This is a genomic window from Microbacterium sp. (genome assembly GCF_035556355.1).
In the GTDB taxonomy this organism is placed as follows: domain Bacteria; phylum Actinomycetota; class Actinomycetes; order Actinomycetales; family Microbacteriaceae; genus Microbacterium.
In genome coordinates this window covers 99,719-115,848 of sequence record NZ_DATMFG010000021.1, presented here as the reverse complement: position 1 = coordinate 115,848, position 16,130 = coordinate 99,719, and the positions used below count along the sequence as shown (strand labels likewise).

The 16,130-nt window shown below is 70.5% G+C and carries 14 protein-coding genes; 9 read left to right on the top strand and 5 right to left on the bottom strand.

Annotated elements, in window-relative coordinates; translation table 11 throughout:
- Positions 1–103 precede the first annotated feature (103 nt).
- Complete coding sequence (locus tag VNR19_RS05130) at positions 104–274, bottom strand: hypothetical protein (RefSeq protein WP_325724559.1); 171 nt, start codon at positions 272–274, stop codon at positions 104–106.
- 135 nt (positions 275–409) lie between these two features.
- Here VNR19_RS05130 and galT point away from each other — a divergent pair, with 135 nt between their 5' ends.
- Positions 410–1,591: a galactose-1-phosphate uridylyltransferase gene (gene galT / locus VNR19_RS05125; protein WP_325724557.1), complete on the top strand. Its 1,182-nt coding sequence runs from the start codon at positions 410–412 to the stop codon at positions 1,589–1,591.
- Complete coding sequence (gene galK / locus VNR19_RS05120) at positions 1,588–2,766, top strand: galactokinase (RefSeq protein ID WP_325724555.1); 1,179 nt, start codon at positions 1,588–1,590, stop codon at positions 2,764–2,766. Before galT ends, galK begins: the two co-directional genes overlap by 4 nt.
- Before the next feature lie 14 nt (positions 2,767–2,780).
- Here the strand turns inward: galK and araA are convergent, their stop codons facing one another.
- Genes araA through VNR19_RS05105 form a run of 3 tightly spaced genes read right to left on the bottom strand, consistent with a single transcriptional unit; the run spans position 2,781 to position 6,671 of the window.
- The gene (gene araA / locus VNR19_RS05115; RefSeq protein WP_325724553.1) at positions 2,781–4,283 is read right to left on the bottom strand and encodes an L-arabinose isomerase; all 1,503 of its coding nucleotides are present in this window, start codon (positions 4,281–4,283) and stop codon (positions 2,781–2,783) included.
- Between the two features lie 25 nt (positions 4,284–4,308).
- Entirely contained in the window at positions 4,309–5,949 is a 1,641-nt protein-coding gene (locus tag VNR19_RS05110) for a xylulokinase (RefSeq protein ID WP_325724551.1), read from the bottom strand.
- A complete protein-coding gene (locus VNR19_RS05105; protein ID WP_325724833.1) occupies positions 5,946–6,671 on the bottom strand; it encodes an L-ribulose-5-phosphate 4-epimerase in 726 nt (241 codons plus the stop codon). The genes VNR19_RS05110 and VNR19_RS05105 overlap by 4 nt, the downstream gene beginning before the upstream one ends.
- Positions 6,672–6,956: 285 nt before the next feature.
- On the opposite strand from VNR19_RS05105, the gene VNR19_RS05100 reads away from it, so the two are divergent.
- The 7 genes from VNR19_RS05100 to VNR19_RS05070 all read left to right on the top strand — a co-directional run bounded on the left by VNR19_RS05100 (position 6,957) and on the right by VNR19_RS05070 (position 14,926).
- On the top strand, positions 6,957–7,946 hold the full coding sequence (locus VNR19_RS05100; RefSeq protein ID WP_325724549.1) for an ABC transporter substrate-binding protein: 990 nt from the start codon (positions 6,957–6,959) through the stop codon (positions 7,944–7,946).
- A 93-nt stretch (positions 7,947–8,039) separates the two neighbouring features.
- Positions 8,040–9,575 (top strand): sugar ABC transporter ATP-binding protein, encoded by a 1,536-nt coding sequence (locus VNR19_RS05095; protein WP_325724546.1) that lies wholly within the window; start codon positions 8,040–8,042, stop codon positions 9,573–9,575.
- Positions 9,572–10,624, top strand: coding sequence for an ABC transporter permease (locus tag VNR19_RS05090; protein WP_325724544.1), 1,053 nt, complete (start codon positions 9,572–9,574; stop codon positions 10,622–10,624). Before VNR19_RS05095 ends, VNR19_RS05090 begins: the two co-directional genes overlap by 4 nt.
- Positions 10,621–11,643: an ABC transporter permease subunit gene (locus tag VNR19_RS05085; protein WP_325724542.1), complete on the top strand. Its 1,023-nt coding sequence runs from the start codon at positions 10,621–10,623 to the stop codon at positions 11,641–11,643. Before VNR19_RS05090 ends, VNR19_RS05085 begins: the two co-directional genes overlap by 4 nt.
- Before the next feature lie 50 nt (positions 11,644–11,693).
- The gene (locus tag VNR19_RS05080) at positions 11,694–13,214 is read left to right on the top strand and encodes a sugar ABC transporter ATP-binding protein (RefSeq protein WP_325724540.1); all 1,521 of its coding nucleotides are present in this window, start codon (positions 11,694–11,696) and stop codon (positions 13,212–13,214) included.
- On the top strand, positions 13,207–14,244 hold the full coding sequence (locus VNR19_RS05075) for a LacI family DNA-binding transcriptional regulator (RefSeq protein ID WP_325724538.1): 1,038 nt from the start codon (positions 13,207–13,209) through the stop codon (positions 14,242–14,244). Before VNR19_RS05080 ends, VNR19_RS05075 begins: the two co-directional genes overlap by 8 nt.
- Before the next feature lie 46 nt (positions 14,245–14,290).
- Positions 14,291–14,926, top strand: a complete 636-nt coding sequence (locus tag VNR19_RS05070; protein ID WP_325724536.1) for an NADPH-dependent F420 reductase — start codon at positions 14,291–14,293, stop codon at positions 14,924–14,926.
- A 251-nt stretch (positions 14,927–15,177) separates the two neighbouring features.
- Here the strand turns inward: VNR19_RS05070 and VNR19_RS05065 are convergent, their stop codons facing one another.
- On the bottom strand, positions 15,178–16,110 hold the full coding sequence (locus tag VNR19_RS05065) for an alpha/beta fold hydrolase (RefSeq protein ID WP_325724534.1): 933 nt from the start codon (positions 16,108–16,110) through the stop codon (positions 15,178–15,180).
- Positions 16,111–16,130 lie beyond the last annotated feature (20 nt).

Sequence of the window (16,130 nt, the reverse complement as noted above, 5' to 3'; positions counted from 1 at the left end):
GTGGCCGCGATCAGCATCGTGACCGCGGCCACGGTCCGTTCGGTGCGCGGCGATCCGCCGTCGTGCACCGAGCGGCCCCCCGGCCGTTCATGCGTCCCCCCGCTCAGGTCGCGCTGTAGCGCTCCATCCAGTCGCGGAGAGCAGCCTCTTCGAAGAGGTCGGCCTCATCGAGGAGGCCTCCGTCATCGAGGACGATCGTCTGTTCGGCGCTCTCGTCGTCGCCGTCCGAGGCGTCCGAGCGGCGTTCTTCGTGCGGCACCGTCAGGCTGTCCACTCGACACCACCTCTCCTTCTGAACCGATCGTCGCCCACAGCGGGAGATATCCCGCGGGGGTTGACTCCGGGGGCACGGCGGGCTACACGTGCCGCGGCGGCGACGGATGCCACGTGCTCGGGCTACCGTGGCGACGTGGACACCGCCAGGCAGCACGCCCCGACCGACGCGCCGGTGACGCTCGGCGCCGGCGTCGTGCGCCGGTCGGCACGCCTCGCGGACGGGCGGGAGCTCCTCTACTACGACGATCCCGGGACGACCCTCGGCCCCGAGCGGGCCGTCGATGCGCGCGTGCTCGAGGCTCGGCCACAGACCGCGACGATGCGCCTCGACGTGCTCACGGGCGACTGGATCACGGTCGCCGCGGCGCGTCAGCACCGCGTGATGCTCCCGGGCGCCGACGCCGATCCGCTCGCCCCGCAGTCGCCCGACAATCCGTCCGAGGTGCCTTCGCGGTACGACGTCGCAGTGTTCGAGAACCGCGCTCCCGCCTTCGGTCCCGCGCTGCGCGAGCCGGTCGAGGGGACCCCGCCCGCGGACGACCCGCCTACGGGCCTGGAGGATCTCGACGAACTGGGGCTCGGGCGGACGCGCACGTCGGTCGGGCGCTGCGAGGTCGTGTGCTTCAGCCCGGAGCACGAGGGGTCGTTCGGGACGCAGACGGTCACCCGCGCGCGCACCGTGATCGAGGCGTGGGCCGACCGCACGGCGGCGCTGTCGGCGCTGCCCGGCGTCGAGCAGGTGTTCCCGTTCGAGAACCGCGGCGAGGCGATCGGGGTGACGCTGCCGCATCCGCACGGTCAGATCTACGCGTATCCGTACATCACGCCCCGCACGACCCGGCTGCTCGAGCGCATCGCGCACGCCGGCCGCGACCTCTTCGCGCGCGTGCTCGCGTTCGAACAGGCGTCGGAGCGAGTGGTCCTCCGGGGCGAGCACTGGACGGCGTTCGTGCCGTTCGCCGCGCACTGGCCGATCGAGGTGCACCTCATGCCGCACCGGCACGCCGCCGATCTCACCGAGTTGGCCGACGACGAGCGCGACGAGCTCGCGCCCCTCTATCTGCGGCTGCTGCGCGGCGTGGACGCCCTGTACGGCACGCCCACGCCGTACATCGCGGCGTGGCACCAGGCGCCCGTCCACGTGGGGCGCGACGTCGTGCGCCTGCGACTCGAGCTGACCAGCCCGCGCCGCGCGGCCGACAAGCTCAAGTACCTCGCCGGCTCGGAGTCGGCGATGTGGGCATGGACCGTCGAGGTCCCGCCCGAGGAGGCCGCCGTACGCCTGCGCGAAGCCGTCGAAGGAGTGATCCTGTGACCCTCCCTCAAGCGGCGCGCGACGCACGCGACCTGTTCGCCGCGACGATCGGCGGCGAACCGGCGGGAGTGTGGTCGGCGCCGGGGCGCGTGAACCTCATCGGCGAGCACACCGACTACAACGACGGGTTCGTGCTGCCGTTCGCGATCGACCGACGCACGTACGCCGCCGCGACCCGCAGCGCGGAACCGCGCATCCGCGTCGCGTCGACCCTCGAAGCCGAAACGGTCGAGGTTCGGCTCGACGAGCTCGCCCTCGTGTTCCCCGATCGCCGCGAGGCAGTGCCGGAGTGGGCACGCTACCCGCTGGGCGTCGCGTGGGCGCTGCTGCCCGAGCGCGACGGTGACCTGCCGGGAGTGGATCTCGCCATCGCGTCTGACGTTCCCGTGGGAGCGGGGCTCTCGTCATCGGCCGCGCTGGAGTGCGCCGTCGCGGCGGCGCTCGACGAGATGTGGCGCCTCGGCCACGACCGCGTCGCGCTCGCCCGGGCCGGCCGCCTCGCCGAGAACGAGGCGGTCGGAGCGCCCACCGGGATCATGGACCAGATGGCGGCGATGCTCGGCCGTGCCGATTCCGCGGTGTTCCTCGACTGCCGCTCGCTCGAAGCCGAGGCGGTCGACCTCGGCTTCCGCGAGCAGGGGCTCGAGGTGCTCGTCATCGACACCGGCGTGACCCACGCGCACGCCACGGGCGGCTATCGCGAGCGCCGGGCGACCTGCGAGCACGGAGCCGCCGTCATGGGCGTGACCGCGCTGCGGGACCTTTCGGGCGACGACCTCACGCGCGCCGCCGCGACCCTCGACGACGTCTCCCTCCGCCGCGTCCGCCACGTCGTGACCGAGAACCGGCGCGTGCTCGACACGGTCGAGGCGCTGCGCACTCACGGCCCGGGCGCGATCGGCGACCTGCTGCTCGCGAGCCACGCCTCGATGCGCGACGACTTCGAGATCTCGATCCCCGAACTCGACACCGCGGTCGAGACCGCCGTCGCCGCGGGCGCGATCGGCGCGCGCATGACGGGGGGCGGCTTCGGCGGAGCCGCGATCGCCCTCGTGCCGAGCGAGAGCTCGAAAGACGTGACGGATGCCGTGACCGCCGCGTTCGCGGCATCCGGTTTCGCAGCACCGCGGTGCTTCACCGTGACGCCCTCCGACGGCGCGCGCCGCGAAGGGTGACCGCCCGGCTCGGGTCAGAAGCCCTGCGCGAGGCGGTAGTACGCCTGGTTCCAGCGCAGCTCCTGCTGGAACCCGCGGACCGTCGTCGAGTCGTCGATCACGAGCAGCTCGGTCTTCGCGATGTCGGCGAAGTCGCGGAACACGTCGATCCCCACCGCGGTCGTCATGACGGTGTGGTGCGCGGCACCCGCCGCGAGCCAGCACGCGGCCGACGTCGCGAAGTCGGGGGCGGGCTTCCACACCGCACGCCCGACGGGGAGCTTCGGCAGATCGGGTGCTTCGACGTTCTCGACGACGTTCGCGACGAGGCGGAACCGGTCTCGCATGTCGCTCATCGCGACCACGAGCGCAGGTCCCGGGTCGGCGGTGAACACGAGGCGGACCGGATCCTCCTTGCCGCCGATCCCGAGCGGGTGGATCTCGAGCCGCGGCTTCTTCGTCGTGAGGGACGGCGACACCTCGAGCATGTGCGCGCCGAGGATCTTCTCGTCGCCCGCGACGAGGTCGTACGTGTAGTCCTCCATGAGCGACGCGCCGCCCGGCAGCCCCGCGCCCATGACGCTCGCGATCCGCACGAGGATCGCCGTCTTCCAGTCGCCCTCGGCGCCGAATCCGTAGCCCTCGGCCATGAGCCGCTGCACGGCGAGCCCCGGTAGCTGCTTGAGGGCGCCGAGGTCCTCGAACGACGTCGTGAAGGCGCCGAATCCGCCTCCCTCCAGGAACGAGCGCAGGCCGACCTCGATCGCCGCGCCGTCGCGCAGAGATTCGTGACGGTCGCCGCCGGGGAGCAGCTCCGGCACGACGTCGTACGAGTCGACGTACTCCTCGACGAGTGCGTCGATCTCGGCATCCGTCGCCTGTGCGACCGCGTCGGCGAGCTCGTTGACGCCCCACGTGTTCACCTGCACGCCGAACCGCAGCTCTGCCTCGGTCTTGTCGCCCTCGGTGACCGCGACGTAGCGCATGTTGTCGCCGAACCGCGCGAGCTTGAGCGAGCGGGCGGCCGCCCATCCCGCGGCAGCGCGCTGCCAGTCCTCGACCTGCCGCAGCACGTCGGGGTTCGAGACGTGCCCGACGACCGTCTTGCGCGCGACGCCGAGACGCGTCTGGATGTAGGCGAACTCCCGGTCGCCGTGCGCAGCCTGGTTGAGGTTCATGAAGTCGAAGTCGATGTCGGCCCACGGCAGCTCCACGTTCGCCTGCGTGTGCAGGTGCAGCAGCGGCTTCTGCAGCGCGTCGAGTCCGGCGATCCACATCTTCGCGGGGCTGAAGGTGTGCATCCACGCGATCACGCCGATCACGTCGTCGCGCGCGTTCGCATCGAGTGCGAGGCGACGGATGCCGTCGGGATCGGTCAGGACCGGCTTCCACACGACCTTCACGGGCAGACCCGCGAGGCCCTCCGCGACGCTCCGCGACTGGTCGGCGACCTGACGCAGCGTCTCCTCTCCGTAGAGGGTCTGGCTGCCGGTCGCGAACCAGACTTCGTACCCGTCGAGCGAGGTGGAGAGCGTCATCCGTGGTGTCCTTTCGAATCGATCTTCAGCGTCCGTTGGCCGGCAGGGCGCGGACGGCGGCGGCCTCGACCTCGAGCCCCGCACGGTACGCGTCGAGGTACGCGGCGAACCCCTCGACGTCTGCCGGATCGGGGTCGGCGGTCTCGAAGGTCGCGTCCGCGAACACACGTTCGTCGAGGAACGACGCGAGACCGGATGCCTCACCGGCCCCCTCGCCTGCGGCCCGTGCGTACGCCGCGAGCACCGCCATCCCCCACGCCCCGCCCTCCGACGCGGAGGGGGCCAGGGCGACCGGCGCGTCGAGTGCGGCGGCGAGGAACCGCTGGGCGACGCCGGCCGTGCGGAAGATGCCTCCGTGCGCGAGCATGCGGTCGAGCCCGACGCCTTCGGACTCGAGCACGCGCATGCCGAGCGCGAGCGTGCCGAACACGCCGTACAGGTGCGCGCGCATGAGGTTCGCGAGGGTGAGCCGGCTGTCGGGGGTGCGCACGACGAGCGGGCGGCCCTCGGCGAGGCCGACGACCGGCTCTCCCGCGACCTGGTTGTACGCCAGCACGCCGCCCGCGTCGGCGTCGCCCTCGAGCGCCTCGCGGAACAGCGTCTCGAACACCTCGTCGTCGCTCAGCTCGTGCCCCGCCGCGGCCGCGAAGCGCCCGAACACGCGCGCCCACGCGGCGAGCTCGCTCGCGCCGTTGTTGCAATGCACCATCGCGACGGGGTCGCCCGCCGGCGTCGTCACGACATCGAGCTCGTGGTGGATGCGCTCGAGCGGCCGCTCGAGCACCACCATCGCGAAGATGCTCGTTCCCGCGCTCACGTTGCCGGTGCGCGGCGCGACGGCGTTGGTCGCGACCATCCCGGTCCCGGCATCCCCTTCGGGCGGGCAGAACCGGATGCCGGCGCGCAATGCGCCCGTCGGATCGAGCAGCGCGGCGCCCTCGGCCGTGAGCTCGCCCGCGGACTGACCCGCGGTGAGCACGTGCGGCAGCAGTTCGCGCAGCGGGGCGGCGAGCGCGCTGGCCGACGCGAGCGCGTCGAACTGCGCGACCATGACCTCGTCGTAGTCGACCGTCTCGGCGTCGATCGGCAGCATCCCCGACGCGTCGCCGACCCCGAGCACGCGCCGGCCCGTGAGCTTCCAGTGCACGTACCCGGCGAGGGTCGTGAGGAACCGGATGCGCGGAACGTGCGGCTCCTCGTCGAGCACCGCCTGGTACAGGTGCGCGATCGACCACCGCAGCGGGATGTTCACGCCGAAGAGGTCCGTGAGCGCCTCGGCGGCCGCCCCCGTATTGGTGTTGCGCCACGTGCGGAACGGCACGAGCAGCTCGCCCTCCGCGTCGAACGCGAGATAGCCGTGCATCATCGCCGAGACGCCGACCGCGCCATAGGTCTCGGGAACGACGTCGTACCGCCGCCGCACGTCTGTCACGAGATCGGCATACGCCGCGCGCAGCCCCGACCAGACGGCGTCGAGCGAGTACGTCCACAGGCCGTCGACGAGCTCGTTCTCCCACTCGTGGCTGCCGACGGCGAGCACGTGGGACGGATCTTCGCCGACGAGGCACGCCTTGATGCGCGTCGACCCGAGCTCGATTCCGAGCGACGTGCGGCCTTCGAGGATCGCGCGGGTCGCCGCATCCGTCGACTCGTCCGTCGCTGTCATCGGCGATCGTCCTCCTTCTGGCCGTACACGTTCTGGTACCGGTCGTAGAGCCGGTCGATGATGTCGGGCGGCAGCGGGATCACGGGTCCCGCCTCACGCGCGAAGTGGACGGTGCGCGCCACGTCCTCGACCATGACGGCGGCCTTCACCGCGTCCTTGGCGGTGACCCCGATCGTGAACGGGCCGTGGTTCTGCATGAGCACGGCACGCGAGCGATGCCCACTGAGCGTCTCCACGATGCCGCGGCCGATCGAGTCGTCGCCGATGATCGCGAGGGGGCCCACCGGGATGGGACCTCCGAACTCGTCGGCCATCGCGGTGAGGACGCACGGGATCTCCTCGCCGCGAGCCGCCCACGCCGTCGCGAACGTCGAGTGGGTGTGGACGACCCCGCCGACCTCGGGCATATGCCGATAGACGTATGCATGGGCCGCCGTGTCGCTCGATGGGCTGCGCTCGCTGCCCAGGGAGCCTGGGACGACGTTGCCGTCGAGATCGCACAGGATCATGTTCTCGGGGGCGAGCTCGTCGTACGAGACGCCCGAGGGCTTGATCACGAAAAGGTCCGCTCCGGGGACGCGACCCGACACGTTGCCGCCCGTCCAGACGACCAGGCCGTACCGCACGAGCTCGGCGTGGAGACGGGCGACGTCGGCGCGCGTGCGCGCTATCGCATCGGTCTCGACCGGCGTGCTCGGACTTGGGTTGCTCCCCGCGGGCATGCGCTCCTCCACGCGTTACATCGTTGTAAGGGTGATGTTACCGATAACAGGCGGGTCGGGCGACCGACGGGCGCTCCCCGCCCGACCTCATGTCGTGAGATCGTTCACGGTGAGACCCGCCTCCGACACGCGAGATCGCGGTCTGTTACGGAAATGTTATCGCTCACACATTGCCGGAACCAGAAATGTGAGGGCTAACATTTGGCGAACGGGCCGCAACCCAAGCGTCAGCGCCCGCACCACGATCCGGCATCGACGCCGGACCAAGACGAGGAGGTTTTGGAAGTGAAGAAGAAGTTCCTCGGCGCCGTCGCGATCATCGGCGCCCTCGCGATCGCAGCCACGGGCTGCGCCAGCTCATCCGGTGGAGACGCCGGCGCCGGCGACGCCGCCGGCGACGAGACGATCACGGTCGGCTTCGCCCAGACGGGCTCCGAGTCGGGTTGGCGTTCGGCCAACACCGAGTCGATGAAGGCGGCGTTCTCGCAGGAGAACGGGTTCGACCTCGTCTTCAACGCCGCCGACAACGACCCCGCGGCGCAGATCGCGGCCGTGCGCGACTTCATCAACCAGGGCGTCGACGCGATCGTGATCGCGCCGATCGTCGAGGACGGCTGGGACGACGTGCTCCAGGAGGCGGCGGACGCCGGCATCCCCGTCATCCTCGAGGACCGCACGGTCACCGCCTCGGAGGACCTCTACGCGACGTGGGTCGGCCTCGACTTCAAGCGCGAGGGCGAGATCGCCGGTGAATGGGCCGCCGAGAACTTCGGCGACACACCCACCAAGATGGTCGTGCTCGAGGGCACGACCGGCTCCGCGCCCGCCAATGACCGCGCCGAAGGGTTCGATGCGGCGATCGAGGGCACGCAGATCGAGAAGATCGACTCCCAGACGGGCGACTTCACCCGCGACGGCGGCAAGACCGTCATGGAGGGCTTCATCCAGAAGTACGGCATCGACGGCATCGACCTGCTCTACGCGCACAACGACGACATGGCACTCGGCGCCATCGAGGCGATCGAGGCCGCGGGCGGCGTTCCCGGCGAGGACATCGCGATCATCTCGATCGACGCGGTCCACGACGGAATGCAGGCGCTCGTCGACGGCAAGATCAACTTCATCGTCGAGTGCAACCCGCTGCTGGGCGAGCAGGCGGCCGAACTCGTGAAGAAGGTGCTCAACGGCGAGAGCGTCGACAAGGCGTACTACGTCGAGGACCAGAGCTTCACGCAGGAGCAGGCAGCCGAGGTCATCGACTCGCGCGCCTACTGATCCGGAAACGAGCACGACGCGACACGCGGCCGGGGGTCATCCGAGCACTCCCCCGGCCGTGTGTCCACAATGAGGGCGGAAAGGCCACCACACATGCCAGCGGACGTCGAAGTCCCTCCGGTCGTCGAGATGACCGGCATCACCATTCGCTTTCCCGGTGTGCTCGCGCTCGACGGTGTGGACTTCGCGCTGCGCCCCGGCGAGGTCCACTCGCTCATGGGCGAGAACGGCGCGGGCAAGTCGACGCTCATCAAGGCGCTCACCGGCGTCTACCCCATCGACGCCGGTGAGATCACCGTCGCGGGGCGCCGCAGCGTCTTCGCGACGACGGCCGACGCGCAGCGGGCCGGCATCTCCACCGTCTATCAAGAGGTCAACCTCTGTCCGAACCTCTCGGTCGGGGAGAACATCATGCTGGGCCACGAGCCTCGCAGCGCGGGCGGCATCGACTGGAAGGCGACCCACAGCGAGGCGGCCGCGCACCTCGAGAGCCTCGGACTCCAGCTCGACACGCGCTCGCAGCTGTCGACGCATTCGATCGCCATCCAGCAGCTCGTCGCGATCAGCCGTGCGATCGTCCTCGATGCGAAGGTGCTCGTGCTCGACGAGCCCACGTCGAGCCTCGACCGCGGCGAGGTGGAGCGACTCTTCGCGGTCATCCGCGACCTGCGCGGGAAGGGCGTCGCGATCCTGTTCGTGAGCCACTTCCTCGACCAGGTGTTCGAGATCTCCGACCGCATCACCGTGCTCCGCAACGGACGGCTCGTGGGCGAGTACGCGGCCTCGGAGCTCACGCGCGCGCAGCTCGTCTCGAAGATGATCGGCCGCGAGCTCGATGAGCTGGCGGCGCTGTCGTCGGTCGCCGATCGCACCATCGACCGCACGAGGACCCCGGTTCTGCGGGCCACCGGAGTAGGCCGCCGCGGCACGCTCGAGCCGGTCGACATCGACGCGTACGAAGGCGAGGTCGTCGGCATCGCGGGGCTTCTCGGATCGGGACGCACCGAGCTCGTGCGGCTCCTCTACGGCGCGGATCGCGCCGACACGGGCGCGATCCAGGTCAACGGCAAGCCCGCGCGCATCCACACGCCGCGGCACGCGATCGATCACCGCATCGCGTTCTCGTCGGAAGACCGCCGCGCGGAGGGGATCATCCCCGACCTGACCGTCGCCGAGAACATCGTGCTGGGCGTGCAGGCGAAGCGGGGCGCCGTCCGTCGGCTGCGAAAGGGCGAGGCGGATGCGATCGTCGCCGAGCTCATCCAGGCGCTCGGGGTGCGACCGGCCGACCCGACGATGCTCGCGGGGAACCTCTCAGGCGGGAACCAGCAGAAGGTGCTGCTCGCGCGCTGGCTCGCGACCGCGCCCGAACTGCTCGTGCTCGACGAGCCGACGCGCGGGATCGACGTCGGCGCGAAGGCCGACATCCAGCGCAAGGTCGCCGAGCTGAGCGACAAGGGGCTCAGCGTCATCTTCATCTCGTCGGAGCTCGAGGAGGTGCTCCGGCTCGCCCAGCGCGTCGTCGTCATGCGGGATCGTCGGAAGATCGGCGACCTCGACTCGAGCGAGATCGACCTCGACGGGCTCATCGACTTCATCGCACACAACGGGAGCGAGACAGCGGCATGAGAAGAGTCATCCGTCATCGCCTGTTCTGGCCCATCGTCGCGCTGCTCGTGCTGATCGCGATCAACACGATCGCGCGGCCGCAGTTCATCGGCATCACGGTGCGCGACGGCCAGCTGTACGGGGCGCTCATCGACATCCTGCGCAACAGCGCGCCGCTCATGCTCGTCGCGCTCGGCATGACGATCGTCATCGCGACAAGAGGCATCGACCTGTCGGTCGGCGCGGTCATGGCCGTCTCGGGTGCGGTCGCGCTCACGATCATCGACGCCTCGTCCGATCCGACCGGCGTCGGCACGGTCGCCGTGGCCGTGCTCGCCGCGCTCGGCGTCTCGCTCGCTCTCGGCATGTGGAACGGCCTGCTCGTCTCGGTCGTCGGGATCCAGCCGATCATCGCGACGCTCGTGCTGATGCTCGCGGGCCGCGGGGTCGCCCTCCTCATCACCGACGGCTTCATCACGACCGTCAACAGCCCGCCCTACTCGTTCATCGCGACCGGCTACCTCATCGGGCTGCCCGTCGCGTTCCTCATCTCACTCACCGCGATCATCGTGATCGCCCTGTTCGAGCGGCGCACCGCGCTGGGCGTGCTCACCGAGGCCGTCGGCATCAACCCCGAGGCGAGCCGCCTCGCGGGCGTGCGCGCGAGGGGCATCGTGTTCACGGCGTACGCCGTCACGGGTCTGCTCGCGGGCATCGCCGGCATCATCTACAGCGCGAACATCCGCGCAGCCGACGCGAATGCGACCGGCCTGTTCATCGAGCTCTACGCGATCCTCGCGGTCGTCCTCGGGGGCACGTCCCTCATGGGCGGCAAGTTCACGATCGCCGGCACCGTCGTCGGCGTCCTCACGATCCAGACCCTCGAATCCACGATCCTCTTCCTCGGCGTCCCGTCGGCGCAGAGCCCGGTGTTCTTCGCGATCGTCGTCATCGTCGTCGTCATCGTGCAGTCGCCACGGCTGCACGCGTGGGCGCGAAGCGCCGTCCGGGCGAGAGCGCGAGGCGCGGCATCCGATTCCTCGATCGACAAGGCGAAGGTGGCCTCATGACCGCGATCGACACCCGCCCCAAGCCGGCCGAGACGTTCGCGTCGCGGTACTCGACCTTCCTGCGCCGCCACGCGTCGCTCATGCCGACTCTGTCGGCCGTCGTGATCCTCATCGCGCTGCTCATCGGCGCGCGCGTGCGGTTCGCGAACTTCCTCTCACCCGGCAACCTGTCGGCGCTGCTGCTCGACAACGCGTACCTCATCGTGCTCGCGGTGGGGCTCACGCTCGTCATCATCACGGGCGGCATCGACCTGTCGGTCGGATCCGTCATGGCGTTCACCGGCATCCTGTGCGCGAGCCTTCTCGCACAGGGCCTCCCCGCCTTCCTCGTGGTCCCGATCATGCTCGCCGGAGGCGCCCTCATCGGGCTGCTCATAGGCGTGCTCGTGCAGTACTTCAACGTGCAGCCGTTCATCGCGTCACTCGCGGGACTCTTCCTCGCACGCGGGCTCGCCTTCGTCGTGAGCCTCTCGTCGATCCGTGTCGAGGATCCCGCGATCCTGTGGCTGCAGCGCACGCGGTGGTCGGTGGGCGGGTGGTACATCACGCCGACCGGCATCATCGCGCTGCTCGTCGTCGCCATCGCGTTCTTCGTCATGCACTGGACCCGATTCGGACGCACGGTCTACGCGATCGGCGGGAGCGAGCAGTCCGCGCGGCTCATGGGTCTCGACGTCGCGCGCACGAAGATCCTCGTGTACGTCATCAGCGGCGTGTGCGGCGGTCTCGCGGGTCTGCTGCTGACCGCCTACTCGGGGGCGGGGTATCCGCGCAACGGCATCGGCACGGAGCTCGACGCGATCGCGGCGGTCGTCATCGGCGGCACACTGCTCACGGGCGGCACCGGGTACGTGCTCGGGTCTCTCATCGGGGTGCTCGTCTACGGCACGATCAAGAAGCTCATCTCGTTCATGGGCGCCGAGCAGTCCTGGATGCAGATCATCATCGGTGCGCTTCTGCTGGTCTTCATCGTCGTGCAGCGGCTCATCGTCGCGAGGTCGCAGCGACGCGGCAGATGACAGCCCCGCGCGCCACCTGGACGGCGCACGTCCGACGGGATAATGGCGGAATGGAGGAAAGGCGCCCGCTGCTCGAGCTGACGGGCGCCACCGTGCGGTTCGGCGCCGACACGGCGATCGACGCGGTCGACTTCCGCCTGTTCCCCGGCGAGGTGCACTCGCTCATGGGCGAGAACGGCGCAGGAAAGTCGACGCTCATCAAGGCCATCACCGGTGCGCTGCCCCTCGACGAGGGGGAGCTCACACTCGACGGCGAGCACGTGCGCTTCTCGTCGCCGCAGGACGCCCAGCGTGCCGGGATCAGCACGGTCTACCAGGAGATCGACCTGCTCCCGAACGTGTCGGTCGCCGAGAACATCGCGCTCGGGCGCGAGCCGCGGCGTCTCGGTGTGATCGACTGGCGCACCATGAGGTCGGAGGCGCGAGCCGTGCTCGCCGACCTCGGGCTCGAGATCGACCCGGCGTCGCTCCTCGGCACGCACTCGCTCGCCGTGCAGCAGCTCGTCGCGATCGCACGGGCGATCTCGACCGACGTCAAGGTGCTCGTCCTCGATGAGCCGACGTCGAGCCTCGACGTCGACGAGGTCGCGGAGCTCTTCCGCGTCGTGCGCGACCTCACGCGACGGGGCGTCGCGGTGCTGTTCGTGTCGCACTTCATCGATCAGGTGTACGAGCTGTGCGACCGCGTGACCGTCCTGCGCGACGGGCGCCTCGTGGGCGAGTACCTCACCAACGAACTGCTGCGCATCGAGCTCGTGCAGGCGATGCTCGGGCGCACCGCGGCCTCCCTCGACGCCAAGACCCGCGCCGAGGTCGACCCGAAGACGCCCCGCGAGCCCTACCTCAGCGCCCGCGGGGTCACCGTGGGCAACGGCATCCGCGACGCCGACGTCGACATGGTCGAAGGCGAGGTCCTCGGGGTGGCCGGCCTCCTCGGCTCGGGCCGCACCGAGCTCGCGCGCGCGATCACGGGCGCCGACCGCGTGAGCGCCGGGATCATCCGCATCGCCGGGCGCGAGCAGCCCGGGCTGCATCCGCGACGGGCGATGAACCTCGGCGTCGTCTACTCGTCGGAGAACCGCCGCACCGAGGGGATCATCGCCGACCTCAGCGTGCTCGACAACATCACGCTCGCGCTGCAGGCCGAGGAGGGCGTGTTCCGGCGCATCCGTCCCGATCGCCGACGCGAGCTCGCGATGAGCTGGGTCGAGGCGCTCGACATCCGCCCGCCCGATCTCGACCGACCGGCCGGGACCCTGTCGGGCGGGAACCAGCAGAAGCTGCTCCTGGCGCGACTGCTCGCGCTGTCGCCGCGCGTGCTCGTGCTCGACGAGCCGACGCGCGGGATCGACGTCGGCGCCAAGGTCGAGGTGCAGAACCTCGTCGGCGAGCTCGCCGACAACGGGCTCTCCGTCATGTTCATCTCGGCCGAGCTCGAGGAGGTGCTGCGCGTCGGCAATCGCGTGTCGATCCTGCGCGACGGCCGGATCGTCGACACGCTCCCCTCGAGCATGCTCACCGTCGACTCCCTCCTCGCCCTCGTGGCCCGGCCCGAGGAGATCGATGGCTGACACGCGCACGACCTCCGAAGACGGCTCGACGCGGGCCGCCAACATCTTCGACGTCGCCCGGCTGGCAGGCGTCTCGCACCAGACCGTGTCGCGCGTCATCAACGACCTGCCGAATGTGCGACCCGCGACCCGTGCGCGAGTCGAGCAGGCGATCGCCCAGCTGCGGTACAGTCCGTCGCCGGCCGCGCGCGCCCTCGTCACGCGTCGCACGCGCACGATCGGCCTCGTCACTCCGGGCATCTCCGATTACGGTCCGACGTCGGTCGCGCTGAACTTCAACTACGCCGCACGCGAGTCCCGCTACAGCGTCGACACGGTGAGCGCACCGCCGGATGACCCGAAGGCGTGGCGCTCCGCGATCGAAGGGCTCCTGCGGCAGCGCGTCGACGCGATCGTGCTGGTGGTCGTCCACGTCGCGGTGCTGGAGCTCGTCCGCTCGCTCGACCTCAGTATCCCCGTCGTCGCGTGTGCGTCGACCGCGCGTCGGAGCCCGCTCATCGTGTCGATCGACCAGTACCGCGGCGCCCGCGCCGCGGTGCGCCACCTCGCCGAGCTCGGTCACACGCGCATCCTGCACCTCGCGGGACCCGCAACGGCGCCGGATGCGATCGAACGCGCGCGCGGCTGGAGCGACGAGCTCGCGGCCCACCGGCTCGAGCTCACTGAGCCGGCGTACGGCGACTGGTCCGCCGCGAGCGGTCACCGCCTGGCATCCGCGTGGGACATCGGGCCGGGCGCCTCGATCTTCGTGGCGAACGATCAGATGGCGATCGGCGTGCTCTCGGCGCTCCGCGAGCGCGGACTGCGCGTTCCCGAGGACGTGAGCGTCGTCGGCTTCGACGACATCCCCGAGGCCGGCTACCTCTACCCGCCCCTCACCACGGTGCGCCAGGACTTCGCGGCGCTCGGCGAGCTCATGATGCAGAAGGTGCTCCTCGCGGCCGAAGAGCCCGACACGACGACCGAGGCGACGCCAATCCCGACGCACCTCATCGCGCGGCACTCGACCGCGGCGCCGGAGCATCCGTGAGGCGCGATCCGGGAATGTGCGCGGCTCCACGGCGATTGACTCCGGCATGACGACCGTCGGAATCATCGGAGCAGGACACATCGGATCGACTCTCGCCCGCGGGCTCGTCGAGCGCGGGTACGACGTCGTGGTCGCGAACTCGCGCGGGCCCGAGACGCTCGCGAGCCTCGTGACCGAGCTCGGCCCGCGGGCCCGGGCGGGAACGGCGACGGATGCCGCGACCGCCGCCGACTGGGCGATCGTGACCGTCCCGCTGAAGGCGTACCGCGCCATCCCCGTCGAGCCGCTCGCGGGCAAGATCGTGCTGGACACGAACAATTACTACTGGGAGCGCGACGGTCACATCGCCGAGCTCGACGAGAAGAAGGCGACCACGAGCGGCCTTCTGCAGGAGCACCTGCGCGGCGCGAAGGTCGCGAAGGCGTTCAACTCGATCCGTTCGACCGAGATCCTCACGGCGGGGTCGCCCGCCGGCACCCCGAACCGCCGGGCGCTGCCGACCGCGAGCGACTTCGACGACGCGATCGAGCTCGTGACGAAGATCTACGACGAGTTCGGGTTCGACACCGTCGTGGTCGGTCCGCTTTCGGAGAGTTGGCGCGTCGAACGCGACCAGCCCGCGTACGTGGTGCCCCAGACGGCCGACGAGTTGCGCGCGAACCTCGCCCGCGCCACGCGCTGACGGCCGAGATCAGGACATCTGGCGGGCGCAGGAGGATCCCCGGCCGGATCACCTGTCTTCGCCAGATGTCCTGATTCCGCACAGATGGGGGGCGTGGCGCCGACACCGGCGGCGTAGCGCAACGCGGTGGGGCGTGAGGCGGGATCGGATGCGGCGGCCCGCACCCATGGCGCGACGAGGGCGAGCCGCATGACGACGTACCCCGCCATCTGGACGACGGTCGTCATCCGTCGATTCGCGGCGCATGAACCTCACGGCGTCCCGGCCCCGTCGCCCGGCGGCTCGGCGACGTCGAGCACCGCTTCGGCGAACGCGTGCGGCGCCTCGGCGGGGAGGTGGTGCCCCGCGCCCTCGACCTGTCGGTGCTCGCGCGGCCCGGTGAAGAAGCGCGCATGCTGTGAGCCGTCGGTCGCCGGGAAGTTGCCGTCCGCGGTGCCGTCGAGCGTGATCGTCGGCACCGCGATGGGCGGAAGGTCCGCGAGCCGCTGCTCGAGCTCCGCGAACGCCGGCGCCCCGGAGGCGAGGCCGAGGCGGTGGCGGTACGAATGGATCACGACGTCGACGTAGTCGGGGTTCGCGAAGGCCTCGGCGGTGCGATCGAGATCTTCGTCGCGAAAGCGCCACTCCGGCGAGTTGCGTCTCCAGATCACCTCGGCGATACCACGGGCATCACGGGAGAGCCCGGCGCGGCCGCGCTCGGTCGCGAAGTACCAGAAGTACCAGAAGCCCGCTTCGAGCTCGGGCGCGAGCGGCGTCGCCGAAGCGGCGATGTCTTGGATGAGGTATCCGTTCACCGACACCAGTCCCGAGATCCGCTCGGGCCACAGCGCCGCGACGACGCAGGCCGCCCGCGCTCCCCAGTCGTACCCCGCGAGGATCGGCTGCTCGAGCGCGAGCGCGTCGAGGAACGCGAGGAGGTCCGCCCCGAGCGCGGCCTGCTGTCCCGAGCGCGGCGTGTCCGCGCGGAGGAACCGCGTTGCGCCGTGACCACGCAAGGAGGGCACGAGCACGCGGAAGCCGGCCTCCACGAGCAGCGGCACCACGTCGTCGTAGGTGTGGACGTCATACGGGAACCCGTGCAGCAGCACGACGGGCTCCGCGTGCGGGTCTCCATGGTCGCGGTAGGCGACCGACAGCTCGCCGGCGGTCACGCTCCGCGGCGGCTGAATGAGCGGGGTGGTCATGAGTGGTCCTCTCGCTCGGT